The 25,581-nt window shown below is 71.4% G+C and carries 20 protein-coding genes and 1 pseudogene; 10 read left to right on the top strand and 11 right to left on the bottom strand.

The annotated features are described in order from the left end of the window. Window positions 1-24 precede the first annotated feature (24 nt). Entirely contained in the window at window positions 25-1,689 is a 1,665-nt protein-coding gene (locus ABZ622_RS08000) for a hypothetical protein (RefSeq protein ID WP_360541488.1), read from the bottom strand. Between the two features lie 370 nt (window positions 1,690-2,059). On the opposite strand from ABZ622_RS08000, the gene ABZ622_RS07995 reads away from it, so the two are divergent. Beyond that, window positions 2,060-3,655 carry a VWA domain-containing protein gene (locus ABZ622_RS07995; protein ID WP_360541486.1) on the top strand — a complete coding sequence of 532 codons (1,596 nt, stop codon included), beginning with the start codon at window positions 2,060-2,062 and terminating at the stop codon, window positions 3,653-3,655. On the opposite strand, the gene ABZ622_RS07990 is transcribed toward ABZ622_RS07995, so the two are convergent. Further along, window positions 3,589-4,800, bottom strand: coding sequence for an ATP-binding protein (locus ABZ622_RS07990; RefSeq protein ID WP_360541484.1), 1,212 nt, complete (start codon window positions 4,798-4,800; stop codon window positions 3,589-3,591). The two genes, ABZ622_RS07995 and ABZ622_RS07990, sit on opposite strands and share 67 nt — an antisense overlap. Continuing rightward, entirely contained in the window at window positions 4,797-5,489 is a 693-nt protein-coding gene (locus ABZ622_RS07985; RefSeq protein WP_360541648.1) for a response regulator transcription factor, read from the bottom strand. The genes ABZ622_RS07990 and ABZ622_RS07985 overlap by 4 nt, the downstream gene beginning before the upstream one ends. Before the next feature lie 148 nt (window positions 5,490-5,637). Between ABZ622_RS07985 and metG the strand changes: the two genes are divergently transcribed. Then, window positions 5,638-7,251 (top strand): methionine--tRNA ligase, encoded by a 1,614-nt coding sequence (gene metG, locus ABZ622_RS07980; protein ID WP_360541482.1) that lies wholly within the window; start codon window positions 5,638-5,640, stop codon window positions 7,249-7,251. Between the two features lie 239 nt (window positions 7,252-7,490). Here metG and ABZ622_RS07975 read toward each other — a convergent pair whose 3' ends face one another. The 4 genes from ABZ622_RS07975 to ABZ622_RS07960 form a co-directional block, all read right to left on the bottom strand. Further along, entirely contained in the window at window positions 7,491-8,318 is an 828-nt protein-coding gene (locus ABZ622_RS07975) for a L,D-transpeptidase family protein (protein WP_360541480.1), read from the bottom strand. A 490-nt stretch (window positions 8,319-8,808) separates the two neighbouring features. Then, the gene (locus ABZ622_RS07970) at window positions 8,809-9,306 is read right to left on the bottom strand and encodes a hypothetical protein (protein ID WP_360541478.1); all 498 of its coding nucleotides are present in this window, start codon (window positions 9,304-9,306) and stop codon (window positions 8,809-8,811) included. Beyond that, window positions 9,303-10,745, bottom strand: coding sequence for a HAMP domain-containing sensor histidine kinase (locus ABZ622_RS07965; protein WP_360541647.1), 1,443 nt, complete (start codon window positions 10,743-10,745; stop codon window positions 9,303-9,305). The genes ABZ622_RS07970 and ABZ622_RS07965 overlap by 4 nt, the downstream gene beginning before the upstream one ends. Window positions 10,746-10,915: 170 nt before the next feature. Then, the gene (locus tag ABZ622_RS07960; protein WP_360541476.1) at window positions 10,916-11,611 is read right to left on the bottom strand and encodes a response regulator transcription factor; all 696 of its coding nucleotides are present in this window, start codon (window positions 11,609-11,611) and stop codon (window positions 10,916-10,918) included. A 135-nt stretch (window positions 11,612-11,746) separates the two neighbouring features. On the opposite strand from ABZ622_RS07960, the gene ABZ622_RS07955 reads away from it, so the two are divergent. From ABZ622_RS07955 to ABZ622_RS07940, 4 genes are read left to right on the top strand one after another with little or no spacing between them, the layout of a single operon-like run. Beyond that, window positions 11,747-12,421, top strand: coding sequence for a hypothetical protein (locus tag ABZ622_RS07955; protein ID WP_360541474.1), 675 nt, complete (start codon window positions 11,747-11,749; stop codon window positions 12,419-12,421). Then, the gene (locus ABZ622_RS07950) at window positions 12,418-13,497 is read left to right on the top strand and encodes a peptidoglycan-binding domain-containing protein (protein ID WP_360541472.1); all 1,080 of its coding nucleotides are present in this window, start codon (window positions 12,418-12,420) and stop codon (window positions 13,495-13,497) included. The genes ABZ622_RS07955 and ABZ622_RS07950 overlap by 4 nt, the downstream gene beginning before the upstream one ends. Beyond that, window positions 13,494-14,261 (top strand): ABC transporter ATP-binding protein, encoded by a 768-nt coding sequence (locus tag ABZ622_RS07945; RefSeq protein WP_360541470.1) that lies wholly within the window; start codon window positions 13,494-13,496, stop codon window positions 14,259-14,261. Before ABZ622_RS07950 ends, ABZ622_RS07945 begins: the two co-directional genes overlap by 4 nt. Beyond that, window positions 14,258-15,451: an ABC transporter permease gene (locus ABZ622_RS07940; protein ID WP_360541468.1), complete on the top strand. Its 1,194-nt coding sequence runs from the start codon at window positions 14,258-14,260 to the stop codon at window positions 15,449-15,451. The genes ABZ622_RS07945 and ABZ622_RS07940 overlap by 4 nt, the downstream gene beginning before the upstream one ends. Window positions 15,452-15,634: 183 nt before the next feature. Here the strand turns inward: ABZ622_RS07940 and aspS are convergent, their stop codons facing one another. Next, window positions 15,635-17,452: an aspartate--tRNA ligase gene (gene aspS, locus ABZ622_RS07935; RefSeq protein ID WP_360541466.1), complete on the bottom strand. Its 1,818-nt coding sequence runs from the start codon at window positions 17,450-17,452 to the stop codon at window positions 15,635-15,637. Window positions 17,453-17,636: 184 nt separating this feature from the next. Here aspS and ABZ622_RS07930 point away from each other — a divergent pair, with 184 nt between their 5' ends. Beyond that, entirely contained in the window at window positions 17,637-19,727 is a 2,091-nt protein-coding gene (locus tag ABZ622_RS07930; RefSeq protein WP_360541464.1) for a SpoIIE family protein phosphatase, read from the top strand. 111 nt (window positions 19,728-19,838) lie between these two features. Here ABZ622_RS07930 and ABZ622_RS07925 read toward each other — a convergent pair whose 3' ends face one another. The 3 genes from ABZ622_RS07925 to ABZ622_RS07915 all read right to left on the bottom strand — a co-directional run bounded on the left by ABZ622_RS07925 (window position 19,839) and on the right by ABZ622_RS07915 (window position 22,581). Continuing rightward, on the bottom strand, window positions 19,839-20,930 hold the full coding sequence (locus ABZ622_RS07925) for an AI-2E family transporter (protein WP_360541462.1): 1,092 nt from the start codon (window positions 20,928-20,930) through the stop codon (window positions 19,839-19,841). Window positions 20,931-21,009: 79 nt separating this feature from the next. Then, window positions 21,010-21,966 carry a pirin family protein gene (locus ABZ622_RS07920; RefSeq protein ID WP_360541460.1) on the bottom strand — a complete coding sequence of 319 codons (957 nt, stop codon included), beginning with the start codon at window positions 21,964-21,966 and terminating at the stop codon, window positions 21,010-21,012. Between the two features lie 174 nt (window positions 21,967-22,140). Then, a complete protein-coding gene (locus ABZ622_RS07915; protein ID WP_072487501.1) occupies window positions 22,141-22,581 on the bottom strand; it encodes an SseB family protein in 441 nt (146 codons plus the stop codon). A gap of 172 nt (window positions 22,582-22,753) precedes the next feature. Here ABZ622_RS07915 and ABZ622_RS07910 point away from each other — a divergent pair, with 172 nt between their 5' ends. The 3 genes and pseudogenes from ABZ622_RS07910 (at window position 22,754) to ABZ622_RS07900 (ending at window position 25,571) form a co-directional block, all read left to right on the top strand. Then, window positions 22,754-24,580 carry an acyl-CoA dehydrogenase gene (locus ABZ622_RS07910; RefSeq protein WP_360541458.1) on the top strand — a complete coding sequence of 609 codons (1,827 nt, stop codon included), beginning with the start codon at window positions 22,754-22,756 and terminating at the stop codon, window positions 24,578-24,580. Between the two features lie 125 nt (window positions 24,581-24,705). Beyond that, a pseudogene (locus ABZ622_RS07905) lies at window positions 24,706-24,822 on the top strand (Uma2 family endonuclease); the annotation flags it as partial. Between the two features lie 68 nt (window positions 24,823-24,890). Continuing rightward, complete coding sequence (locus ABZ622_RS07900) at window positions 24,891-25,571, top strand: hypothetical protein (protein WP_360541456.1); 681 nt, start codon at window positions 24,891-24,893, stop codon at window positions 25,569-25,571. Window positions 25,572-25,581: the final 10 nt, after the last annotated feature.

Here is a 25,581-nt window from a genome sequence, read left to right as displayed (position 1 = left end):
TGAGGGTCGTGGGGGTCGTGGGGATCAGCCGAAGTCGCTGATCACTTCCCCCATGTTGTAGCTGTACACCTCGCGCTTGCACGCCGCGCACCTGCTCGGCGCGTGCTCGCTCAGCGACCACAGCTGCGGGGCGAAGCCGTCACCGCGCCCGTGCGCGAGGTAGAGGTCCTCGGGCCCGAACGCCGACTCCAGCGTCTTCGCGTTGCCGACGAGCTGGGACGTTCCGTCGACGGTGCCCGGCGTGGCCTGGAGCAGCCGGCCGTTGTCGTAGCCGTTGCTGCGGTGGAAGTACCACTTGCCCTCGTACCGGGTGACGCCCTGGATCTTGTGCCACAGCGCCTCATTGTTGAACTTGGCGCCGGTCGGCAGGCCGTAGGCCAGGTCGGCGGAGGCGGCCGTGCCGGTGGCGCCCTCGACGGCGGCGGTCAGCGCGGTCATCGGGTACGTGCCGACGCGGCCGGGGCTCGTGCCGCCGTTGTTGGTGTTGCAGTACTCACCGAGGACCATGTGGTCGGTGTCGGTGCGGTCCAGCGAGATGTACGAGGCCTTCGGGCGGCCGGTGGCGTAGCACTGGTTGCCGCTGGTGGTCCCGCCGTTCTTCGCCGTGGTGAACTTCAGCGTGGCGACCTGCGGCATGACGTAGCGGTAGCCGTAGCCGTACCAGACGTTGCTCTGCCGGCCTACCCGCTTCTTGTCCGTGACGTTGCTGACCAGCCCGTCCGGCGTCGGGTCGTCGACGTCGGCCTTGTTGTCCGGGTTGAGGTCCATGATCTTGCGCAGGTCGAAGACCCGCATGCCGTTGGCGGTGTCGGCGACGTACAGGTAATTGCCGTACCAGACCATGCCACCGGCGTGGATGCCGTTCTGCGCGGCGCAGGAGGACGTCACCTCGGTGGTGCACTTGCCCTCGCTCGCGTGCAGCGCGTCGAAGGAGATGTGGTCCTTGGAATTCGTGTACGGCCAGACCAGCAGCACATGGCGGTACATCTTGGTCGCCTGGTTGAAGAAGCTGACCCGGATGCCCTTCTCATTGCAGGCGTCCGACGCGGAGTCCTGGACGCAGTTGTCGCGGTCCTTGGCGTAGTTGCTGCGGCCCGGGTTCTCCGCGTCGTAACCGGCCACCGCGATCGGCTCGGCGTTGGACGTGCCCCAGTCCTCGTCCTCCTGCGCGTCCGAGACACCGGTGATGGCCTGCGGCACCCACTCCGAGGAGGTGGCGTCGTCACTCTGCCAGCAGACACGGTGGTTGACCGCGAGATCGGAACCATAGATTCCGGCGGTCCCGCAGGCGCCCTCCCAGTCGGAGGGCCGATTGGCCTGCTCCATCAGCTCGGTGAGACCCTGCTTGGGCAGCGCGGCGTCCAGTTTCGTGACGAGACCGGAGATATCGGTGCTCTTCGCCAGCTTGAAGTCGGCGGCCCGGCCGGGGACGGGGGCAGCGAGGGCGGAGACACCGGGGGCGGCAGAGGGCGCCCCGGACGCGGATGCGGATGCGGATGCGGATGCGGATGCGGATGCGGCGCCCGTTCCGGCGAAGTCGTCCTGCTCGCCCTCGGATTCGTTCTCGAACCCGTCGTCCGGCATTCCCTCCTTGCCCGGTACGGGGTCGTCGGCGGCCCGCACCGAGGACGGCGGGACGGACACCGGAACGGCGGCGGCACCGGCCGCCGGGACGAGGCCGGAAAGCATCGCACCCGCCGCGACGGCACAGGCGGCAAAACGTGTTCTACGGTTTGGTTTCCCCATGTGGAAGCCCTTCTTGATGACGCGGCCGAACAACGGACAAAGGTGCACCTGACTTTGCGTCAGGCACACCGTCCGTTCACGTTAACAAGGCAACTCGGGACCGGGTGCGCACATTTGAACGACGTACATCAGGCCCGCACGGCATGCCCACAGGACTCGTTCGGGAATCGGTTGCGGATCGGTTTCCACACGGGCGGGCCGCACCACCGAAGGGCCGGATCCGGCCGCTAACCTTACGTATCCGCCCTGGCCAGGGATCAATTCCCGCAGGTCGGACATTTCTCGCACCCAACTCACGCGAAAGGCCTCACCCATGGGCATTCGGAGCTTGCTGCGCAAGGTGTTCGGCCGTGACCGCGCGGAGCAGGACGCGCCGACGGCCACGGTCCCGCCCCAGACCGAACGCACCGCGCCCGCGGAGTCGGAGCCGGCCACGACGGCGACCGCGACCGTTACGGCGGAGGAGCCGGCCGTGGAGCCGGCCGCGGTGCTCGAAACCGCCCCGGCCTCAAAGGCCTCGGTCCCGGCACCCGCCTCACGCCGGTCCGCCGGCGACGTCGGCGGCCTGGCTTCGGACCTGGTGGCCGCCGCCTTCGACAAGGCGTCCGTCCCCACGGTCCCGGCACAGGGGTCCGCCCCGAAGCCGGAGTCGGCGAAGCCGGAGGCCGCGAAGCCGGAATCGGTGACGGCGGAGGCCGCCGAGGTCGTCGAGACGGCGGAGGTCGCCGAGGCTGTCGAGGTCGTCGAGACGGCAGAGCCTGCGGGGGTCGCCGAGACCACCGAGGCCGTCGAGACCGAAGAGACTGCGGAGGTCGCCGAGACCGCCGAGATCGCTGAGACTGCGGAGTTCACCGAGGCCGTGGAGGCCGTGGAGGCCGTGGAGGCCGTGGAGGCCGTGGAGGCCGTGGAGGCCGTGGAGGCCGTGGAGGCCGTGGAGGCCGTGGAGGCCGTGGAGACCTCCGAGGCGCCCGCCGAGGTCGAGCCGACCATGGCCGAGCCGGAGCCCGCGCCGGAATCAGAGCCCGTGACCGCCGAGGCCGAGCCGGAGCCCGCACCGGAGCCGGTAAAGGCCGAGGCCGAGCCCGCCCCCGAGACCAAGGCAGCCGTCGAGCCGGAGCCCACCCCCGAGCCCGAGACCAAGGCCGAGCCCACCCCGGCAGCCGAGCCCGCCCCGGCCCCCGAGACCCTCGCTCCCACCCCCGCGACCGCCCCCGCCCCCAAGCCCGCCCTCACCCTCGCCAAGGTCAAGTCGCGGGCTCCCGGGCTCGTCGACTCGTACAAGGCGGCCCAGGCCGGGCTGAAGGCGCACGGGCTGACCGGGCTGCGCGCCACCGTCTACCTGGTCCTCGACCGCTCCGGCTCCATGCGGCCGTTCTACAAGGACGGCAGCGCCCAGCACCTGGGCGACCGCACCGTCGCGCTCGCCGCGCACCTCGACGAGAACGCGACCGTCCCCGTGGTCTTCTTCTCGACGGACATCGACGGCACCGGCACGGTCGGCCTCGCCGACCACGAGGGCCGGATCGACGAGCTGAACGCGGGCCTCGGCCGCCTCGGCCGTACGAACTACCAGCGCGCCGTCGAAGAGGTCGTCGCGCACTACGAGAAGTCCGGCGCGACCGGCCCCGCCCTGGTGGTCTTCCAGACGGACGGCCCGCCGGACGCCAAGCAGGCCGCCAAGCAGGCGCTGGCCGACGCGGCCCGGCTGCCGCTGTTCTTCCAGTTCGTCGCGTTCGGCGACGAGGACGCCAAGGGCTTCGACTTCCTGCGCAAGCTGGACGCCCCGAACGCCGGGTTCTTCCACGCGGGCCCCGCCCCCCGGGAGGTCGCGGACACCACGTTCTACCGCGAGATCCTCGCCGCGCTCCCCGCCTGGGTCGCCGCCCGCGAAACGGTGACCGCCGACTGATCGACCGGCAGCCGTACGGTCACGGCGAGCCCGCCCCCGGGCCCCGGCACCGCCGTGACCGTACCGCCGTGTGCCACCGCGATGGAGCGCACGATCGACAGGCCGAGGCCCGACCCGCGCCCCATCCGGTCCCTGCCCTCGCCCCGCCGGAACGGCTCGAACAGCCCGGGGATGTCCGCCGCGTCCACCACCGGCCCGGTGTTGCGGACCTTCAGCAGCGCCGCGCCGCGGACCGTCACCAGTGACACGTCCACCGTCCCGCCCGACACGTTGTACGTGACGGCGTTGGCCAGCAGATTCGCCACCAGCTGCGCCAGCAGCAGCCGGTTCCCGCGCACCGTGCAGAGCCCGGGGGCGGCCTCCACGCCCGGGTGCCGGGCCGTCTCCTCCGCCACCACCCGCGCGAGATCCACCGCCTCCCGCTCGCCCTCGGCGAGCCCGCGCTCACTGCGCGCCAGCACCAGCAGCCCCTCGATGAGCCGCTCACTGCGCCGGTTGTTGTCCAGGAGCGTCTGCCGGGTCCGTACGAGATCCTCCGGCGTCGGGTCGTCCAGGCCGATCTGGATCGCGGCGCGCTGGGTGGCGAGCGGGGTGCGCAGCTCGTGGGAGGCGTTGGCGATGAACCGCCGCTGGCTGTCGAACGCCTTCTCCAGCCGGGCCAGCAGCGCGTCCAGCGTGTCGCCCAGTTCCTTCAGCTCGTCGTCGGGTCCGCTGGACGCGATCCGCTCGTGCAGATTGTGCTCGGAGAGCCGGCGCGCCTTCGCGGTCATTGCGTGCACCGGCCGCAGCACCCGCCCCGCGGTCCACCAGCCGACGCCGACCGCGCAGGCCGTCATCACGAGCAGCGCGGCCACGGACCACATGAGCAGCTGGTGGCCGGCCGCGTCGCTGACGTGGTCGGTGAGGTCGTAGACGGTGGGCGGCCCGAGACTCCGCCGGGTGATCAGCGGACCGTTCACCGCGTAGCCGGGCTGGACGACCGCGGCGGTGCGGGCGATGTCGCGCGCCTGGGAGTCCGTACCGGCGCGGGAGGCGAGGTTGACGGTGGTGAGCAGCGCCGTGCCGAGGACCAGGAACACCCCGCCGTACACGAGCGCGATCCGGGCCCGGATCCTGGAGTGCGGCACCTGCGCGAGGCGCCTCACAGGGCGTACCCCACTCCCTGCACCGTACGGATCAGGGCCGGCTCCCCGAGCTTCCCGCGCAGCTTGCTCATGCAGACGCGCACGGCGCCGGGATGGGGCCTCCCCCAGCTCGAACGAAGCTGAGAGCTCGGGGAAGGATCGGCGTTGGCGTCCCAGGCCCGCTCCAGCAGCTCCTCCGCGCTGACGGTCCCGCCGTCCGCCTCCAGCAGCAGCTGGAGCACCGAGAACTCCTTCGGCGAGAGGTCCAGCTCCCGCCCGTCCCGCGAGGCCGTGCGCCGTACGGTGTCGAGCCGGATGCCGTGCCGTTCCAGCTGCGGCGGGACCGGACGGGCGCTGCGGCGGCGCAGCGCCCGCACCCGCGACACCAGCTCCGGGAACTCGAACGGCTTGCCCAGGTAGTCGTCGGCGCCGAGGTCGAGCCCGGCGACCCGGTCCTCCATGGAACCGGCGGCGGTGAGCATCAGGATCCTGGTCCGGGAGCCGGAGGCGACGAGCCCGCGCGCCACGTCGTCGCCGTGCACCCGCGGCAGGTCGCGGTCCAGGACGACGACGTCGTAGTCGTGCAGCCCCAGGTAGGCGAGGGCGGCGTCACCGCTGTACACCGTGTCGACGGCGAACCCGGCCCGCCGCAGTCCGGTCGCGACCAGCTCCGCCAGGATCTCCTCGTCCTCGGCGACCAGTACCCGCATCGTGATGTCCCCTGCCTCGTCCACGCGTGTCCACTCTCTCCCAGGATGCATGTTCGCTACGGGAAGGGATGCTTCGCAGAGGTCTCCACGTGCGTGGCCGGGTTTATCGGTGTGAGTCGATCTTCCCCGGGCCGTTAGGATTTCGACCATGGCGGCCACTGGATCCGAGAAGCAAGGGGGCGACGGCGTGAAGAGTTTCTACGTATCGACCCCCATCTACTACGTCAACGACGCTCCTCACCTGGGCCACGCCTACACGACCGTCGCAGGCGACGTGCTCACCCGCTGGCACCGCCAGCGCGGCGAGAAGGTGTGGTACCTCACCGGCACGGACGAGCACGGTCAGAAGATCATGCGCACTGCCGAGGCGAACGACGTCACCCCGCAGGAGTGGTGCGACAAGCTCGTGGAGGAGGCGTGGAAGCCCCTCTGGGAGCACCTGAACATCGCGAACGACGACTTCATCCGTACGACGGAGAAGCGTCACACCGACCGGGTGCAGGAGTTCGTCCAGGACCTGTACGACAAGGGTGAGATCTACAAGGGCGGCTACGAGGGCCCGTACTGCGTGGGCTGCGAGGAGTACAAGCTCCCCGGCGACCTCATCGAGGACGAGGCCGGCGTCAAGCTGTGCCCGATCCACAAGAAGCCGGTGGAGATCCTCAAGGAGGAGAACTACTTCTTCAAGCTGAGCGCCTACGGCCCGAAGCTGATGGAGTTCTACGCGAACAACCCGGGCTTCATCCAGCCCGAGTCCGCCCGCAACGAGGTCGTGAACTTCGTCAAGCAGGGCCTCCAGGACCTCTCGATCTCCCGCTCGACCTTCGACTGGGGCGTCCCGGTGCCGTGGGACGAGAAGCACGTCATCTACGTGTGGGTCGACGCCCTGCTGAACTACGCCACGGCGGTCGGCTACGGCGCCAACCAGGAGAAGTTCGACGGCACGTTCCCCGCGAACGTGCACCTGGTCGGCAAGGACATCCTGCGCTTCCACGCGGTGATCTGGCCCGCGATGCTGATGGCGCAGGGCCTGCCGCTGCCCGGCAAGGTCGCGGCCAACGGCTGGCTGATGGTCGGCGGCGAGAAGATGTCGAAGTCGAACCTGACGGGCATCAAGCCGCAGGACCTGACCTCGCACTTCGGCGTGGACGCGTACCGCTGGTACTTCCTGCGGGCGATCGCGTTCGGCAGCGACGGCTCGTTCTCCTGGGAGGACTTCTCCGCCCGCTACACCTCCGAGCTCGCCAACGACTACGGCAACCTCGCCTCGCGCGTCGCGGCCATGGTCGGCAAGTACTTCGGCGGGGCGCTCCCGGAGGCCACCGCATCGGGTGACGCCGAGAAGGCGGTCCAGGAGGGTCTGGCCAAGGCCGTCGCGACGGCCGACGAGAAGATCGGCGAGGAGCTGGACTTCCAGGCCGGCATCCTGGCGATCTTCGACTTCGTGAAGCAGGTCAACGGCTACATCACGGAGCAGGAGCCCTGGAAGGTCGCCAAGGACACCACTCCCGAGGGCCAGGCCCGGCTCGCGACGATCCTCTACACGGCCGCCGAGTCGCTGCGCGGCGTCGCGGTCCTGCTGAACGCCGTGATGCCGGAGACCTCGCAGAAGCTGTGGGAGTCGCTGGGCGCCGAGGCGTCGCTGGGCGCACTGGCCGAGCAGCGCGTGCAGGACGCGGGCAGCTGGGGCCGGCTCCCGGCGGGCACGACGGTGACGAAGGGCGCGGTGCTCTTCCCGCGCCTGGAGGAGAAGCCCGCGTAACGCGGTGCGCGTATGGCGAAGGGCGGGACCGCGTTGCCGGTCCCGCCCTTCGCCCTGCCGCTGCCCGTGGTCAGCGGACCCAGTTCTTCAGCGGCTCGGTGCGCAGTCCCTGCCCGACGAACAGCCAATTGCCCTGGTCGGCCTGTACGCACAGACGTGTCAGCCATTCGGTGATCCGCCCGCGACTTCCGTGTGGCCGAACCTTGAGCGTACGGGCTCGCCCCCGGCCCGTACCCCGTTCACCGCTCCAGTGCCTCCGCGTCACCCATCACGACGACCGGCTTCTTCGCGGGGTCGAGGGTGCTCAGGAGTTCCCGCATCCGGTCCAGGGGGAGCGAGACGCAGCCCTGGGTCGGGCCGCCATGGTCCACGTGGATCCAGATTCCGCCGCCGCGTTCCTGGCCGAGCGGGCGTGCGTGGTCGAGGGGGGTGACGCCGGGGGTCCGGTTGTAGTCGACGGCGACGACGTAGTCGAAGGACCCTTCGAGCTGCTCCCCGTCGAAGCCCTCGCCGCTCACCACGAACGCCGGGTTCCGGTCGTAGGGGAACGCCGTTTCGGGGGGATCGAACAGGCCGCCCGCGTAGGTCAGCCCGTAGACCCCGACCGGGGTGCGGAGATCGCCCTCCCAGTGCTCGTCGGTCCAGCCGTTCAGCGCGTTGTGGGCCGGCCAGCGGGTGGTGACGGGCAGCCAGCCCAGGGCCGGGTTGTCCCGGGCGTAGAGGACCGCGGTGGAAAGGCTGGAGTCGTAGGAGTCGCCGGTGACGACGAAGACCTGTTTGGCGGACGCCGGGATCGTGGCCCGGGTCTTCGGCCCCAGCGCGGGGATCTCGCGCGGCCGGACGACCGGTGCGTACGGCCCGGGGGCGGCCCGTCTCCGTACGCCGTCGGCCTGTGGCCCCGCGACACCGGCGGAGACCGAGGCGGACGCCCGGACGGCCGGGTTTCCGGTCGCGGTGTCGGAGGTGGTGTCGCCGCATGCGGTGAGCAGCAGCAGCGCGGCGGCACAGGTGCCGACGTGGACGGCGTACGGGGGACGCCGGACGGCCGACGGGCGGAACACGGACACGGGAAACTCCTCAGCAGTCGTGGGGTGACGGCAGCACGGGCGAGCTCCCCGTCACGCCTCTTGCCGCCGAGCCCAGTTAACGCCGCGTCGGGCGAGCGCGAATCCGTACGGGGGCCATACGGCTGTATCGCCCGCCGGACACGCGCGCCGGTGGGCCGCGAAACCGTCCCGTGCGTGTAGGTTCCGGACCTTGCGTTCCTGGGGGGGGGCGCCGAAGGGCTGATCGCCGGTCAGGTCCGGGTGGTGGTCACGGCGGCGACGGCCATGGAACCGGCCACGACTCGATGCGGTGCTCGGTGCGGTATCCGTCGCGGCGCCCGGCACGGCGTCCGGTGCGGTGCCCGACGCGGTATCCGGCGCGTGCCCCACGGCTCGCGCCCCCGCCCTCTCGTGCGGAACCGGTGACGCGGCCACGCCCCTGCCACGTCCGGACCGCCGGATCGTCAGGGATGCCCCGGAGCCGGCCCCGGTGTCAGGGGGTGGCCGCGGCTCACCCGTTGAGGAACTCCGCGCACCGGTACGGGCCCAGCACCTCGCCGTCGGTGGGCCGCAGGGTGACCTCTACGTCGTCGGTCCTGACCTTCGGTTCGAGTACGGACTGGGCGCGCGCCAGCGTGCACACCAGCTGGCCCGTGCCCAGGTCGCGCCCCGACCCCGGGTACGAGCCGTCCATGCGCACCGTGACGCGGGTGCCCTCGCCGGTCGCCTCGTAGCCGCCGAGCTGGGGGACGAGAGAGGTGAGCCCGCCCCCCTCCTCGGCCGGTGGCGGCTTCCCTGCGAGCAGCTTCAGCACCGAGATGAGGTCCTTGATCTCCTGGTCGAGCAGCGGCACCGCGCGCAGCCCGGCGGCGGACGCGTAGTACAGCCGCATCCCGCGGGTCGGCCCGGACGCGGGTTCGCCCGCCGCTATCACCCCGGTCGGCTGGACGCCGCACGCCACGAGGGCGCCCCCGAGCGCGGCGACCACGATCCCCTGGCTGATCCTCACTCCGTGTCCTCCCCCGTAGGTCGTAGCGGCAGCCGCAGCGTGAACACCGCGCCGCCCCGCGGCCCGTCGGCCGCCTCGATCGTGCCGCCGTGCAGCCGGGCGTTCTCCAGCGCGATCGCCGTACCGAGGCCGCTGCCCTGCCCGGTGTCGTCGGCCGCGCCGCGGGTGCGCGCCGCGTCCGCCTTGTAGAACCGGTCGAAGACCTGGTCCCGGGCCCCCGGCGGCAGCCCGGGACCGTGGTCGGCGACCTCCAGGGTCACCCACTCCCCGTCCGCCCCGGGGGCCGTCGCGAGCGTCACGGTGACCGGCGGGGCTCCGTGCCGCAGCGCGTTGCCCACCAGGTTCGCGACGATCACGTCGATCCGGCGCCGGTCGACCACCGCCCGCAGCCCCTCGGGCAGCTCCGTCCGCACCCGGTCCGTCCAGCCGCGCAGCGCCAGCGACGCCCGCACGGTGTCGGCGAGATCCGCCTCGGCCGCGTTCAGCCGTACCGCCTTCGCGTCGAAGCGGGAGATCTCCATCAGGTCCTCGACCAGCCGGGACAGCCGGGCCGTCTCCGCACCGACGGTACGGGCCGCCCGCGCCGCGTCCGGCGGCAGCTGGTCGGCGTCCTCCTCCAGGACGGTCGCCACCATCGTCATCGCCGCGAGGGGTGTGCGCAGCTCGTGGGACACGTCCGCCACGAAGCGGCGCGCCTTCGCCTCCTGCTCGCGCAGCTCCGTGTCCGAGGTCTGGAGCGCGTCGGCGGTCTCGTTGAACGTCCGGGCCAGGTCGGCGAGTTCGTCGTGCCCGGAGACGGCGACCCGGCTGCCGAGGTCCCCGGACGCCAGCTCACGGGTGGCCCGGCCCAGCTTCCGTACCGGACGCAGGACCGTCCCCGCGGCCAGCAGCGCCAGGACGGCGGCCAGCAGCACCACCGGCACCATGCCCGTCCGTACGGAGTCCAGCAGGGCGGCGGTGTCGTCGCGCTCGGCCCGCAGATCGGTGATCGCGAAGACCTCCAGGCCGGAGGTGCGGCGGTCCCCGTCGGAGAACCGGACGGGCGTGCCGACCACCAGATAGGGATCGCCCCGCCACCGCACCCGCTGGAACCGGGCCTCGTCGCCGGTCATCACGGCGGCGCGCAGCTCGGTGGTGATCCGGGACGTGGTGTCGGCGAGCGAGTCGGAGACGGCGGAGAGGTCCTGGTAGCGGGCGACGACGATGTTCCCGCCGAGGCCCTCCGACACCCTCGCCGCGAACCGGGACAGCGACTGCTGGTCGGGCGGTACGTCGAAGTCGGCGGCGACCGCGGTGACCCGCTCCCGGAGGCCGTTCACGGCGGCGTTCTGGGTGCGCTGGAGGACGGCGGTGCGGGCGTCCCGGTAGGCGAGGGCGGTCGCGGTCAGCGCGCTGATGAGCGCGACGACGACGAAGGTGACGACGAGCCGGACGCGCAGCCCGCCGACGAGCCGCCGGGAGCGCCGCTTCGGGGCGACGCCGCGCCCGCCGCCGCCCCCGTCGTCCGTACGGCTCGCAGCGGGCGTACCCGCACGGCTCACGCCGGCCCTCTCCGCACGGCTCGCAGCGGCCCTCTCCGCACGGCTCTCGCCGGCCTTCTCCGTACGGCTCACAGCGGTCCGAAGCGGTAGCCGAAGCCCCGCACCGTCTGGACGTACCTCGGCCTGGCCGGTACGTCCTCCAGCTTGGCCCGCAGCCGGCCGACCGCCGCGTCCACCAGCCGGGAGTCACCCAGGAAGGTGTGGTCCCAGACGGATTCCAGGAGCTGCTCGCGGCTGAGAACCCGGCCCGGGGAGGCGGACAGCTCCAGCAGCAGCCGCAGTTCGGTGGGCGGCAGCGGGACCGGAGTGCCGTGCTTGGTGACGGTCAGTCCGGCGCGGTCGATCACCAGCCCGGCGAGCTCGTCGGCGCCCCCGCGCACCGGCCCGGACGGTTCCGCCCGTCGCAGCGCGGCCCGGATGCGGGCCTCCAGGACGGGGGCGGTGACCGGCTTGACGACGTAGTCGTCGGCGCCCGCCTCCAGCCCGGTCACGATGTCCGAGTCGTCGCCGCGTGCGGTCAGCATGATGACGGGCAGGGTCGCCGAGCGGGCGCGGATGCGGCGGCACACCTCGAAGCCGTCCATGCCGGGCAGCATCAGGTCCAGGACGGCCAGTTCCACCCGCGCGCCCCGTTCCCCGGCCAGCAGGGCGAGGGCCTGCTCGCCGGTGGCGGCGGTCTCCACGCCGTACCCGTGCCGGCGCAACACGAGCTCCATCCCGTCCCGTACGGACGCGTCGTCCTCGATCAGCAACACATGCGGCATGGAGCCGATTATGTGCATGCCCGGACCGCCCGCGTCTGCTCCGGACCGGGGCACGGACGCAGGCCGGGGGCATTGTTACGTTCCCATCATGTGGCCATGGAGGGGCCATCATCTGCGGCGACGAACGTGCGGCGCATGACCTTCCCCAGGACGAACCCCCGCAGCCCCCGCACCGGCTCCCGCGCCACCGCCCGGCTGCGCATGACCGCCCTCGTGGCCCTGCCCGTGCTCGCCCTCGCCGTCGCCTGCGGCGGCGGTGACGACAGCGCGGGCGGTACGAAGAAGAGCGATGTGATCGCCGACGTACCGGACACGCCGGGCGCGAGCGCCGAGAAGGACGGGAACAAGGCCGACGCGCCGCCCGCGGGCAAGAGCGCCTTCTACGACGCCCAGCTGAAGTACGTCCAGTGCATGCGCGTCAAGGGCGGCTACAAGGACTTCCCCGACCCCAAGCTCAGCGGCTACCTCGACTGGGACAAGGTCAACGAGATCGGCTCCCAGCCGGGCCGCAACGAGGGCATCAAGGGAGGCAAGGACGGGGTCTGCGCCCCCGAGTTGCTTGCCGCCATGGACGCCGAGCCCAAGCGCGACCAGCAGAAGTCCTACGAGTCGATGCTCGCGCACGCCAAGTGCATGCGCGACAACGGCGTCTCCCGGTTCACCAACCCGACCATGAGCGGCGGCAACGCCCAGCCGGGCGGCGACCCGAACCCGGCGTCCCCGTCCATCGACACCGACTCACCGGCGTACAAGAAGGCCCGCAAGGCGTGCGAGTCGAAGCTGCTCTACGGTCTGGACGGCATGCAGTGAAGCGCCGTGCCACCCTCCTCACACTCGGTGCGCTGACCCTCGCCGCCGCCGTCACCGGGGGCGTCCTCCTCCTCGGCCACGGCGACGGCGCGGGCGCCTCCGGACGGGGCGGCGACCTGCCGCCCGCCACCGCGAGCGTCGTACGCACCGACCTCGCACAGTCCAGGACCGTCGACGGCAGGCTCGACTTCTCGCAGCGCCGCACCGTCAAGTCCGCCGTCGAGGGCACCGTCACGGTGGCCGCCCCCGAAGGCAGGACGGTGGCCATGGGGCAGGCGCTGTACGAACTGAACGACAAGCCCGTCACCCTCCTCTACGGGCCGGTCCCCATGTTCCGCGAGATGAAGTCCGGCGACCGGGGCAGTGACGTGCTCCAGCTGGAGCGCAATCTGCGCGACCTGGGGTACGGCTCGCAGCTCTACGTCGACACCCGGTACGACGAAGGCACCGAGGCCGCCGTGAAGCAGTGGCAGAAGTCCCTGAACCGCGACACCACCGGCCGGGTAGGCCGGGGCGATGTCGTCTTCCAGCCCGGCCGGGTCAAGGTGGTCTCCGCCGACGCGGCGCTCGCCGACCAGGTCGGCCCGGACGAACCGGTCCTGACGATCGCCTCCACCCGGCCCGTCGTACGGGCGGAACTGGAGCAGACCGACGGCGCGCTCACCTCGAAGGGCACCAAGGTCGAGGTCACCCTGCCGAGCGGGAAGACCGCGGCCGGCCGGGTTGCCGGAACGGTGCGCCCCGAGACGGCCGCCGCCGGGGCCGACGCGAGCGCCGAGGACGGCATCACCGTCGAGGTCGTCCTGGACGGCGGGGCGAACGCCGCGTCCGGCGAGGACACCAGGAAGCCGGCGAGCGTGAAGTTCGTCAGCGAGGCGCACAAGGGCGTCCTCGCGGTCCCCGTCGAGGCGGTCGTCGCCCTGCGCGGCGAGAACGGCGGCTACGGCCTCCAGGTCGTCCGGGGGACCACCACGGAGATGGTGCGAGTGGAGACCGGCATGACCGCCGACGGGCAGATCGAGGTCAGCGGCCCGGACCTGCGCGAGGGCCTGAAGGTCGGAGTGGCCGCGTCATGACCCCGGCCCCGGTGATCGAACTGCGGGACGCCGGCAAGTCGTACCCCGGCGGCGTCCACGCCCTGCGCGGGGTGAACCTCACCGTCCAGGAGGGCGAACTGCTCGCCGTCGTCGGCCCGTCCGGCTCCGGCAAGTCCACGATGCTCAACATCATGGGCACCCTCGACAAGCCCACCACAGGCACCGTCGAGGTCGCCGGGTACGACGTGTCCGGGCTCTCCGACTCCCGGCTGTCCGCACTGCGCGCCCGCCACATCGGCTTTGTCTTCCAGCACTTCCACCTGGCGGCGGGGCGCGACGCGGTGGACAACGTCGCCGACGGACTGCTGTACGCGGGCGTGCCGCTGAAGGAACGGCGCAGACGGGCCCGGGAGGCGCTGGCCGGGGTCCGGCTGGACCACCGCCGCTCGCACACGCCGAACGAGCTGTCCGGCGGCGAGAAGCAGCGGGTGGCCATCGCCCGCGCCCTGGTGGGCAGCCCCCGGCTGCTGCTGGCGGACGAGCCGACCGGGGCGCTGGACACCGCGTCCGGCGAGCTCGTCATGGAGCTGCTGCACGAGCTGAACGCGTCCGGCACCACCGTCTGCGTGATCACCCACGACAACGAGATCGCGGCGTCGCTGCCGCGCCGGGTCCGCTTCCGGGACGGCGAGATCGTCTCGGACACGGGCTCCGGCGCGCTCGCCGGCCCGGGTTCCGGCTCCCGCATCGGCTCCCGCTCCGACTCCCGCTTCGGCGCCCGTACGGAAGGGGCCGGTTCATGAGGAACGACCTGCGGCCCGCGCGGCTCTCCCCCCGCGACATCCTCCGCGTCGGCGCGGTCGGCCTGCGCGCCCGCCGCGCGCGCGTGGTGCTCTCGGCGCTCGGCATCGCCATCGGCATCGCGACCATGGTCGCGGTCGTCGGCCTGTCCGAGTCGAGCCGCGCGGACCTGATGGCCCGGCTCGACCGCCTCGGCACCAACCTCCTCACCGCCGAGGCGGGCCAGGACGCCGCGGGGCAGCGGATCCGGCTCCCGGAGAACGCGGTCGCGATGGTCGAGCGCATCGGCCCGGTGCGGCACGCCACGGCCACCGCCGACATCGACGCCCGCATCCGGCGCAGCGATGTGGTCCCCGAGGAACGCACCGCCGGTGTCACCGCCCAGGCGGCCCGCATCGACCTGCTGCCCACGCTCGGCGGCCGGGTCGCGAGGGGCAGCTGGCTGACCCCGGCCGGCGAACGCCTCCCGACGACGGTCCTCGGCGCGGTGGCGGCGAAGCGCCTGGGCATCACCCGCACCGGCGAGACGATCATGATGAACGACATCCGGGTGGTCGTCGTCGGCATCCTCGAACCGCTCGAACTGGTCCCCACCCTGGACCGGGTGGCCATGGTCGGATTCCCCGCCGCCGAGCGCCACTTCGGCTTCGACGGCCACCCGACCACCGTTTTCGAGCGCTCCACGGACGCCTCGGTCGAGGACGTACGGGCGGTCCTGGCCCGCACCATCAGCCCCGGCAGCGAAGGGGGAATCAGGGTCTCCCGCCCCTCGGACGCGCTGGCCGCGAAGGCCGCCACCGACGAGGGTCTGACCAATCTGATGCTCGGCCTGGGGGCGGTGGCCCTGCTGGTCGGCGGGGTGGGCGTCGCCAACACCATGGTCATCTCCGTCCTGGAGCGCCGCCAGGAGATCGGGCTGCGCCGTTCGCTGGGCGCGACCCGGGGCGCGATCCGGCTCCAGTTCCTGACCGAGTCGCTGCTGCTGTCGGCACTGGGCGGGGCGACGGGCGCGCTGCTGGGCGCGGCGGCGACGTACGGCTTCGCGCGGGTCCAGGGGTGGACGGCGGTGGTACCGCCCTGGTCGCTGGCGGGCGGCCTGGCCGCCACCCTCCTGATCGGCGTGGTCGCGGGCCTCTATCCGGCGGTCCGCGCCTCCCGGCTGCATCCGACGGTGGCCCTGAACGCGACCTGAGACGGGCATCCTCAAGCCTGCGCCGAAACGTGAAACATCCCCCGGCCGACCCCGGCCGGGGGATGTTTCACGTGGAACCGAGGAACCGAGGCGGAACGGAGCCGACCCGACGCGGAACCGAGCCGGAACCGACGCGAAACCGAGCCGGAACCGAGGCGCTCGGAGGACCCGGCAGCAGGCCCCTTACTTCGCGCCGGTGTCCCTCGCCACGGAGTCCTTGGCGTCCGCCTTCTCCTTCACCGTCGCCGCCGGCTTGCGGAGCTGGATGTTCAGCTCGCGCAGCCGGGTCTCGTCCAGCTCCGTCGGGGCGCCCATCATCAGGTCCTGGGCGTTGCCGTTGAGCGGGAAGGCGATCGTCTCGCGGATGTTGGGCTCGTCGGCCAGCAGCATCACGATGCGGTCGACGCCCGGGGCGATGCCACCGTGCGGCGGGGCGCCGAGGCGGAAGGCGCGCAGCATGCCCGCGAACTCGTGCTCGACGGTCTCGCGGTCGTAACCGGCGATCTCGAAGGCCTTGAGCATCAGCTCGGGCTCGTGGTTGCGGATGGCGCCGGAGGACAGCTCGATGCCGTTGCAGACGATGTCGTACTGCCAGGCGAGGATGTCCAGCGGGTCCTTCTCCTCCAGGTCCTTCAGGCCGCCCTGGGGCATCGAGAAGGGGTTGTGCGAGAAGTCGATCTTGCCGGTGTCCTCGTCCTTCTCGTACATCGGGAAGTCGACGATCCAGCAGAACCGGAAGACGCCCTCCTCGAAGTGGCCGGCGCGCTTGGCGGCCTCGACGCGGACGGCGGACATGATCTTGGAGACCTCGTCGAACTCGCCGGCGCCGAAGAAGACCGCGTGGCCCGGCACGAGGGAGAGCCGCTCGGTGAGCGTCTTGACGTCGGTCTCGGTGAGGAACTTGGCGATCGGTCCCGCCAGGGTGCCGTCCTCGCCGACCCGGACCCAGGCCAGGCCCTTGGCGCCGTGCTGGACGGCGTAGTCGCCGAGGCCGTCGAAGAACTTCCGGGACTGACCGGCGGTGTCCGGAACCGGGAGGGCACGGACGTGCTTGCCGGCGAACGCCTTGAACTCCGAGTCGGCGAAGACGTCGGAGATGTCGACCAGTTCCAGCTTGGCGCGCAGGTCGGGCTTGTCGTTGCCGTACTTCAGCATCGACTCACGGAACGGGATGCGCGGGAACGGCGAGGTGACGTGGCGGCCGTTGCCGAACTCCTCGAAGAGCTCGGTCATCAGCTTCTCGATCGGCCGGAAGACGTCCTCCTGCTCGACGAACGACATCTCGACGTCGAGCTGGTAGAACTCGCCGGGCGAACGGTCCGCGCGGGCGTCCTCGTCGCGGAAGCACGGCGCGATCTGGAAGTAGCGGTCGAAGCCGGAGATCATCAGCAGCTGCTTGAACTGCTGCGGGGCCTGCGGCAGGGCGTAGAACTTGCCCGGGTTCAGACGCGACGGGACGACGAAGTCACGGGCGCCCTCGGGGGAGGTCGCGGTGAGGATCGGGGTCGCCATCTCGTTGAAGCCGAGGGTCACCATCTTGGCGCGGATCGAGGCGATGACCGCCGAGCGCAGCATGATGTTGCGGTGCATGCGCTCGCGGCGCAGGTCGAGGAAGCGGTACTCCAGGCGCCGCTCCTCGTTGACCCCGTCCTCGGCGTTGATCGTGAAGGGCAGCGGGGCGGCCTCGCCCAGCACCTCGACCTCGGTGACCTCGATCTCGATCTCGCCGGTCGGGAGCTCCGGGTTGACGTTGTCGGCGCCACGCGCGGAGACCTTGCCGTCGATCCGTACGACGGTCTCCTTGGTGAGCTTCGCCAGCGCCTCGTTGCCGGGGGTGCCGGGGCGGGCGACGAGCTGCACCAGACCGTAGTGGTCGCGCAGATCGATGAAGAGGATGCCACCCAGGTCTCGGCGATTGTGCAGCCAGCCGCTCAGTCGGACGTCGGTGCCGACGTCAGAGGCGCGGAGCTCGCCGCAGGTGTGGGACCTGTACCGATGCATCGTCGTTCATCCAGTCTTCGCGGTTCGGGGTGGATTCAGCCACCCCAGGCTACCGCCCGCACCCGCACCGAATCATTGACATTGACATTTCAAGATCATCCGGGGGTCCCGGCGGGGCCGCCGGGAGGCCGGAGGAGCCACCCATCGGTGGCGTTCGTGGAGCAGATCTTCTTAAAGTGGGGCAATGCGCACCGAGGACGTCCTGGCCGCGACCGCGACCGGTCTGTGGCGCTGGGACAACGCAGCCGGGACCGTCACGCTCGACGCGGAGGCGGCCCGGCTCCTGGAGCTGCCCGCCACGGCCGGCGTCTTCCGCGAGTCCGCGGTGCGTTCCCGCTTCCACCCCGTCGACTGGAACGAGATCTACGGGGTGGTGAACCTCGCACGCGCCGAGGGCACCCTCGCCGAGGCCCGGCTGCGGATCGTGGACAGCAGCGGCCGGGTGCTGCGCATAGTCCGCAGCCGCTCCAAGCCGCTGCCGCCCGGAACGCCGGGCGGCAGGGACTACGTACTGGTCGGCACCCTCCAGGAGGTCGCCGAGCCGCAGCCCGGCGCCATCGGGGCGCACACCCCCATCACCGGGGACTGGCGCCGCTCCCGGGAGGCCTTCCTGCTGGACGCGGGCCGGGCGCTGGCCGAGGCCCGGTCGACCGCGGAGGTGCTGCGGGTCGCCGCCTCGCTCTCCATGCCGGGCTTCTCGCCGGACGGCCTGGCGGTCTTCGGCGTCGCGGGCGAACGGCTGACGATCATCGGACACCACGGGCACAGCGTGGGCGACGAGGACCCGTTCACCGACATGCCGCTGGAGACCGACTACCCGGCCGCCGAGGTGGTACGGACGGGGCGGGCGATCTATCTGCCGTCGCCCGAGGACTACAGCCGCCGCTACCCGGTCACCTGGCCGCTCGCCAGCCGTTTCGGGCGCCGCTCCTGGGCCTTCCTGCCGCTGATCGTCGCGGGGCACACCATGGGCGCCTGGATGGCGGGCTTCAAGCACCCGGTGTCGTTCTCGCCGGACGAACGGTCCGTACTGACGACCGTGGCCCGGATGCTGGCGCAGGCGCTGACCCGGGCCGGGGTCGCCGAGACCGAGCGGGAGCTGTCGCTGGGGCTCCAGCGCTCGATGATGCCGACCCTGGGCCCCGACGTCCCGGGGATGACGGTCGCCGCCCGCTACATCCCGACCGGCGGCGGCCTCCAGGTCGGCGGCGACTGGTACGACATGATCCCGCTCCCCAACGGCCGGATCGCCCTGGTCATCGGTGACGTCCAGGGCCACGACGTGCGGGCCGCCGGGCTGATGGGGCAGCTGCGGATCGCCCTGCGCGCGTACGCCGCCGAGGGGCACCGCCCCGACGCGGTGCTCTCGCGGGCCTCCCGCTTCCTCTCCGGGCTCACGGACGCGTACGAGGACGGCGAGGAGACCGGACCGCGCTTCGCCACCTGTCTGTACGCGGAGACCGACCCGGAGACCGGCACGCTCGACATAGCGCGGGCCGGCCACCCCGACCCCGTGGTGATCACCGCCGACGGAACGGCGATGATCCGCCAGACCGAGGGCGGAATGCCGCTCGGCGTCGAGACGGACGCCGACTATCCGACGAGCCGGCTCACCCTGGAGCCGGGAGAAACGATCATGCTCTGTACGGACGGGCTGATCGAGACCGGCGGCCATGACCTGTTCTCCGGCTGGGACCGGCTGCGGCCGGTCCTGGAGCAGCAGACCGCCGACCTGGAGAAGCTCGCCGACGCCCTCGTGCAGGCCGTGCACGGGCCGACGTCGCACTACACGACGGGCCCGCTGTCGGACCGCCGGGAGGACGACATCGCGCTGCTGCTGCTCCGGTGCGACGGGGGGACGCGGCGACGGCCGGCGCCCCGGCGCACCGCGCTGACCATCGCGCAGGCCGAGCCGGAGCGGATCGCGGCGGCCCGGCAGCAGATGCGGGACCTGCTGCACGACTGGGCGGATCCGGAACAGGTCGATGCGGCGGTGCTGATGATCTCCGAGATGGCCACCAATGTCCTCGTCCACACGGACGGGGACGCGCTGATGCTCGCGCAGGCGACGGGGGAGCACGGCGAGCGGCTGCTGCGCGTGGAGGTGTCCGACGGCAGCGACGAACTCCCGCACAAGCGGCGCCCCGGGGAGATGGCCTCCAGCGGGCGCGGGCTGGTGCTGATGGAGATGCTCGCCGACGCGTGGGGGGTGGACCCGCAAGGGGCGGGGAAGTCGATCTGGTTCGAGCTGTACGAGTCGGGGCCGGAGAGCTGAGCCGGGCGGAGAGCCGGGCGGGAAGCTGAGCCGCGCGGGGCCGCGTCGGGCAGACAGCCCGAGCCGAGCGGTGCCCCGTAAGACAGGCGGCCCAAGCCGGGCGAGGCCGCGTCAGGCGCCTTCCGGGGCCGGGCCGGGCCGCGGCCCCTCCCCGGACGCGGACCCCGGCCGGTCCCCGCGCAGTTCGCCGAGGATGCCGAAGGCCGCCGCGCAGACCGGGACCGCGAGCAGCATGCCCAGCAGACCGGCCACACTGGCGCCCGCGGTGATCGCGATCATGATCATGGCGGGGTGCATCTGCACCGTACGGCTCTGGATCACCGGCTGCAGGACGTGCCCCTCCAGCACCTGCACGGCGAGTACCACCCCCAGCGCCCAGAGCGCGATCACGAACCCCCGGTCGGCGAGCGCGACCAGGACCGCGACGGCGCCCGAGATGAACGCCCCGAGGTAGGGGATGTAGGCCCCGACGAAGACCAGCGCCCCGAGCCCCACCGCGCCGGGGACGCGCAGGATCAGCAGGCCGACGGTGATGCAGATGGCGTCGATCAGCGCGATGAACGTGGTGCCGCGCATGAATCCCTCGACGGCTTCGAAGGCCCGCCGCCCCATCGCCTCGACCAGTTCCCCGGTACCGCGCGGGGCGATCGAGTGGGCGAGGCCCGCGGCCCGGTCGGAGTCGCGCAGGAAGAAGAAGGTCAGCAGGAGCGCGAGGACACTGGTGGCGATGAGCGAACCGATCAGGCTGAGCCCGGACAGGAGCCCGCCCGCGGCGCTCGCGCCGAACTTCTCGACGAGCTTCTGGGCGTTGACCACCAGGTCGTCCACGCTGGTGTTCTTGCCGATCCCGAAGTGGTCGACGGCCCACTGGGCGACGTCCTTCAGCGACCGGACGATCTGGTCACCGGTGTCGACGAGCGCGGTGACGACGATGTACCCGGCGCCGCCGACCACCGCGACGAGCAGCACACAGGTGAGTCCCGCGGCGAGCGAGCGCTTCAGCCCCCGGGCGGTCAGCCAGCGGTGCACCGGCCCGAGCAGCGCCGTACCGAGCAGCGCGAGCAGCACGGGAGTGACCGCGGTCTTGAGGACGACGCACAGCCAGATGGCGACCGCGGCCACCCCGGTGACGAGGAGGACCACGCCGCACCAGGCGGCCGTACGCCGCGCGGCGACGGGCAGGAGGGGTTCAGGAGTCTGCACCCTCCCACCCGATCACGGCGCGGGACGACAATCCGCTTGCACCGCCGTACGAGTGCGGATCGTCACACGACGGCGGCGGTCACATCCCGTGGACCGCGGGCACGGTGCCGAGCCGGCCGGCCTGGAAGTCCTCGAAGGCCTGCTTCAGTTCGGCCTGGCTGTTCATCACGAACGGCCCGTAGTGCGCCATCGGCTCCCGGATCGGACGGCCGCCGAGCAGCACGACCTCCAGGTCCGGGGCGTTGCCGTCCTGCTTGTCGTCCGCACGGACGGTCAGCGAGGAACCGGCGCCGAAGACCGCGGTCTGCCCCATGTGGACGGGGCGGCGCTCCGCGCCGACGGTGCCGCGGCCGGCCAGCACGTACGCGAGTCCGTTGAAGTCCTCGCGCCACGGCAGGGTCACCTCGGCGCCGGGGCGCACGGTGGCGTGGATCATCGTGATCGGGGTGTGCGTGATGCCGGGGCCCTGGTGCCCGTCGAGCTCACCGGCGATGACGCGGAGCAGCGCGCCGCCGTCGGGCGAGGCGAGGAGCTGGACCTGGCCGCCGCGGATGTCCTGGTAGCGGGGGTCCATCATCTTGTCGGCCTTGGGCAGGTTCACCCAGAGCTGGAGGCCGTGGAAGAGGCCGCCCGACATCACCAGGGACTCCGGCGGGGCCTCGATGTGCAGCAGCCCGGAACCGGCGGTCATCCACTGGGTGTCGCCGTTCTGGATGGTGCCGCCGCCACCGTTGGAGTCCTGGTGGACGAAGGTTCCGTCGATCAGGTACGTGACGGTCTCGAAGCCGCGGTGCGGGTGCCAGGGGGTGCCCTTCGGCTCGCCGGCCGCGTACTCCACCTCGCCCATCTGGTCCATCATGATGAACGGGTCGAGGTACTTGTAGTTGATCCCGGCGAACGCACGGCGAACCGGGAAACCCTCGCCCTCGAATCCGCTCGGCGCCGTGGTGACGGCGAGCACGGGGCGGGCCGCCGCGTCGCCGGAAGCGGCGACCTTGGGCAGGGCCAGCGGGTTTTCGACAGTCACTGCGGGCATGGGAGCCACCTCCGGGATCGTCCTGCCTTCAATTTAGTTGAATGGTGAACATCCCGCAAGGCGCACTTCATTCCCGCCGCGTTTCCCACCCGCCCGGAGCAACGGAAGAGGGCAGCACAAAGGGCCCGCACCGAGCATCCGAGCGGTGCGGGCCCCTCCTGAACGATTCCGGCGTCAGCCGTACATGCGGCGCATCGCGAAGTCGACCATCTGCTCCACGGCCTTCGCGTCGAAGACCATGCGGTGCTCACCCTCCATGTCGAGGACGAAGCCGTAGCCGGTCGGCAGCAGGTCGATCACCTCGGCCCCGGTGATCACGAAGTACTTGGACTCCTTGCCCGCGTACAGCCGCAGTTCCTTGAGCGTGGTGAACATCGGGATCACCGGCTGCTGGGTGTTGTGCAGCGCCAGGAAGCCGGGATTGTCGCCGCGCGGGCAGTAGACCTTCGACGTCGCGAAGATCTGCTGGAAGTCCTCGGCGGACAGCGAGCCGGTGGTGAAGGCCCGTACCGCGTCACCCAGGGACGGCGGCGAGGGCTCGGGATACAGCGGCTGCTCGCCGTAGCCGCCACCCATCTGCTGCTGTGCACCCGGGTTCTGGTCGTAGCCGTACATACCGCAAAGAGTAATCGGACACATCGGGGCCTTGAGGGGTTGCGTCTTATTACTGGCGGGTAGCATCATCGTAGAGGTCAGCTGATATACGCACCGCCAGCTCGTCGCCCACCCGGCCCACACCCCATCCCCGGGGCGTTGCGCGCCACTGCTATTGATTACGGAGCCTTCCATGGGGCACTACAAGTCGAATCTCCGCGACATCGAGTTCAACCTCTTCGAGGTCCTCGGGCGCGACAAGACGTACGGCACCGGCCCGTTCGCCGAGATGGACGTCGAGACGGCGAAGAGCATCCTCGACGAGGTCAACCGCCTCGCGGAGAACGAGCTGGCCGACTCCTACGCGGACGCCGACCGCAACCCGCCGGTCTTCGACCCGGAGACCAACACCGCGCCGGTCCCGGAGACCTTCAAGAAGTCGTACCAGGCGTTCATGGACTCCGAGTACTGGCGTCTGGGCCTGCCCGAGGAGATCGGCGGCACCACCTCGCCGCGCTCCCTGATCTGGGGCTACGCGGAGCTGCTGCTCGGCGCGAACCCGGCCATCTGGATGTACTGCTCGGGCCCGGCGTTCGCCGGCATCCTCTTCGAGGAGGGCAACGAGGCGCAGAAGAAGATCGCCGGGATCGCCGTCGAGAAGCAGTGGGGCTCGACGATGGTGCTGACCGAGCCGGACGCCGGTTCGGATGTCGGCGCGGGCCGCACGAAGGCCGTCGAGCAGGAGGACGGCTCCTGGCACATCGAGGGCGTGAAGCGCTTCATCACCTCGGGCGAGCACGACATGTCCGAGAACATCCTCCACTACGTGCTGGCCCGCCCCGAGGGCGCCGGCCCCGGCACGAAGGGCCTCTCGCTCTTCATGGTCCCGAAGTTCCACTTCGACTGGACCACCGGCGAGCTGGGCGAGCGCAACGGCGTGTACGCGACCAACGTCGAGCACAAGATGGGCCTCAAGGCGTCCAACACCTGCGAGATGACCTTCGGCGACCAGCACCCCGCCAAGGGCTGGCTGATCGGCGACAAGCACGACGGCATCCGCCAGATGTTCCGCATCATCGAGTTCGCCCGCATGATGGTCGGCACGAAGGCCATCGCCACCCTGTCGACCGGCTACCTGAACGCGCTGGAGTACGCCAAGGAGCGCGTCCAGGGCACGGACCTGTCGCAGTTCATGGACAAGACCGCCCCCAAGGTCACCATCACGCACCACCCCGATGTGCGCCGCTCGCTCATGACGCAGAAGGCGTACGCGGAGGGCATGCGCTCCCTGGTGCTGTACACCGCCTCCGTCCAGGACGCGATCCAGGAGAAGGAGGCCGCGGGCGAGGACGCGAAGGCGCTGCACGGCCTCAACGACCTGCTGCTCCCGATCGTGAAGGGCTACGGCTCCGAGAAGTCCTACGAGCAGCTGGCCCAGTCGCTCCAGACCTTCGGCGGCTCCGGGTACCTCCAGGAGTACCCGATCGAGCAGTACATCCGTGACGCCAAGATCGACACGCTGTACGAGGGCACCACGGCGATCCAGGGCCAGGACTTCTTCTTCCGGAAGATCGTCCGCGACCAGGGCGCCTCGCTGAACGCCCTCTCCGAGGAGATCAAGAAGTTCCTCGCCGGCGCCCAGGGCAACGAGGAGCTGGCCGGTGCGCTGGACTCGCTCGCCAAGGCGGCCGTGGACCTGGAGGCGATCGTCGGCACGATGATCACCGACCTCACCGCGACCGGCGAGGACGTCAAGAACATCTACAAGGTGGGTCTCAACACCACCCGCCTGCTGATGGCCTCCGGCGATGTCGTCGTCGGCTATCTGCTGCTCAAGGGCGCGGCCGTCGCGGCGGAGAAGCTGCCGACCGCGACCGCGAAGGACGTCGCCTTCTACCAGGGCAAGATCGCCGCCGCGAAGTTCTTCGCCGCGAACGTCCTGCCGGGCGTCTCGGCCGAGCGCGCGCTCGCCGAGTCCGTCGACAACTCGCTGATGGAGCTGGACGAGGCCGCGTTCTAGCCCCTCCTGCCTCAAGGCCGTCAAAAAGCACCGCCACCCGGACACGCTTTCGGGTGGCGGTGCTGTCGTATCGGCTGGGTACGCCGGCTGAAGGGCTCGGAATCCCGTCCCCGAAGATCTGCGCGTACCAGGCAGCCGATGTCCTGCTCGCCGTGGAGGTCGTCTCACCCGACTCCGGGGCCCGGGACCGCGAGACCGAGCCGCACAAGTACGCAGGGGCGGGCATCCCCAGCTTCTGGCTGGCCCCGCCCCACCGCACCGGCACTCTCTAGGATCGGATGTCCAGCAAGCCGAAGGGGGCGGGTCACTCATGGGTGACAAGGGTTTCGTGGGTATGCGGGCGGGGCGGGGGCGGCTCATGGCGGTCGGGGCGGCGGCGCTGCTGCTCGCGGGCTGCGGCGGCGGGGGCGGCGACGCCGAGGCCGCCGCGCTCGGCAAGGGGCAGGTCGCCTCGGTACTGCCGGACGCGAAGGCCGTGCCGAGCTGGCGGAACTACGTGAAGCCGGAGGCCCAGAAGCCGGTGCCCGACTACCCGCCGCCGGTCTGCGTGGCCAGGACGAAGGAGCAGCGGGACACGGCCTGCACCCCGGTCACGTCCTGGGGTGCCTCGGCCTTCGTGCGCAAGGCGGACGCGACCACGCTCAACTTCTGGACCCTCGCCTACAAGGACGAGGAGACCGCGGACGCCGCATACGACGTCCTGATCAAGTGGTACGGCGGGGACCGGGTCGGCCAGAACGCCGAGAAGGTGGACATCGGCAGCCCCGGCGCCGAGCGCGAGGCCAACCGTGCGGCGGTCGGCACCATGGCCGGACCGGCCACGATCGCGCAGATCCGGGTCGGCACGACCGTCCTCGGGATCAGCACCGGCACCAGCGGCAAGGCGGTCGTCCCCGACAAGGAGGTCAAGGCGTTCGCGGCCATGTTCGCCGAGCGGGCGCAGCAGGCCCAGAACGGCGGGAAGCCCTCGGCGGCGATCCCGGGGAGCTGAGCGCACGGCC

Origin of the sequence: Streptomyces sp. NPDC007164 (assembly GCF_040634135.1) — a bacterium.
Taxonomy (GTDB): domain Bacteria; phylum Actinomycetota; class Actinomycetes; order Streptomycetales; family Streptomycetaceae; genus Streptomyces; species Streptomyces sanglieri.
Note: the sequence above shows the minus strand (reverse complement) of the source record. Positions and strands in the feature narration are given on the sequence as shown.

Bases quoted from the DNA above. Each gene is read 5' to 3' on its own strand.
- ABZ622_RS07910 (WP_360541458.1), top strand. From the start codon at position 22,754: ATGGGGCACTACAAGTCGAATCTCCGCGACATCGAGTTCAACCTCTTC.
- ABZ622_RS07900 (WP_360541456.1), top strand. From the start codon at position 24,891: ATGGGTGACAAGGGTTTCGTGGGTATGCGGGCGGGGCGGGGGCGGCTC.
- ABZ622_RS07985 (WP_360541648.1), bottom strand. From the start codon at position 5,489: ATGCGGGTACTGGTCGCCGAGGACGAGGAGATCCTGGCGGAGCTGGTC.
- metG (WP_360541482.1), top strand. From the start codon at position 5,638: ATGGCGGCCACTGGATCCGAGAAGCAAGGGGGCGACGGCGTGAAGAGT.
- aspS (WP_360541466.1), bottom strand. From the start codon at position 17,452: ATGCATCGGTACAGGTCCCACACCTGCGGCGAGCTCCGCGCCTCTGAC.
- ABZ622_RS07940 (WP_360541468.1), top strand. From the start codon at position 14,258: ATGAGGAACGACCTGCGGCCCGCGCGGCTCTCCCCCCGCGACATCCTC.
- ABZ622_RS07945 (WP_360541470.1), top strand. From the start codon at position 13,494: ATGACCCCGGCCCCGGTGATCGAACTGCGGGACGCCGGCAAGTCGTAC.
- ABZ622_RS07920 (WP_360541460.1), bottom strand. From the start codon at position 21,966: ATGCCCGCAGTGACTGTCGAAAACCCGCTGGCCCTGCCCAAGGTCGCC.
- ABZ622_RS07995 (WP_360541486.1), top strand. From the start codon at position 2,060: ATGGGCATTCGGAGCTTGCTGCGCAAGGTGTTCGGCCGTGACCGCGCG.
- ABZ622_RS07915 (WP_072487501.1), bottom strand. From the start codon at position 22,581: ATGTACGGCTACGACCAGAACCCGGGTGCACAGCAGCAGATGGGTGGC.
- ABZ622_RS07955 (WP_360541474.1), top strand. From the start codon at position 11,747: ATGACCTTCCCCAGGACGAACCCCCGCAGCCCCCGCACCGGCTCCCGC.
- ABZ622_RS07960 (WP_360541476.1), bottom strand. From the start codon at position 11,611: ATGCCGCATGTGTTGCTGATCGAGGACGACGCGTCCGTACGGGACGGG.
- ABZ622_RS07930 (WP_360541464.1), top strand. From the start codon at position 17,637: ATGCGCACCGAGGACGTCCTGGCCGCGACCGCGACCGGTCTGTGGCGC.
- ABZ622_RS08000 (WP_360541488.1), bottom strand. From the start codon at position 1,689: ATGCTTTCCGGCCTCGTCCCGGCGGCCGGTGCCGCCGCCGTTCCGGTG.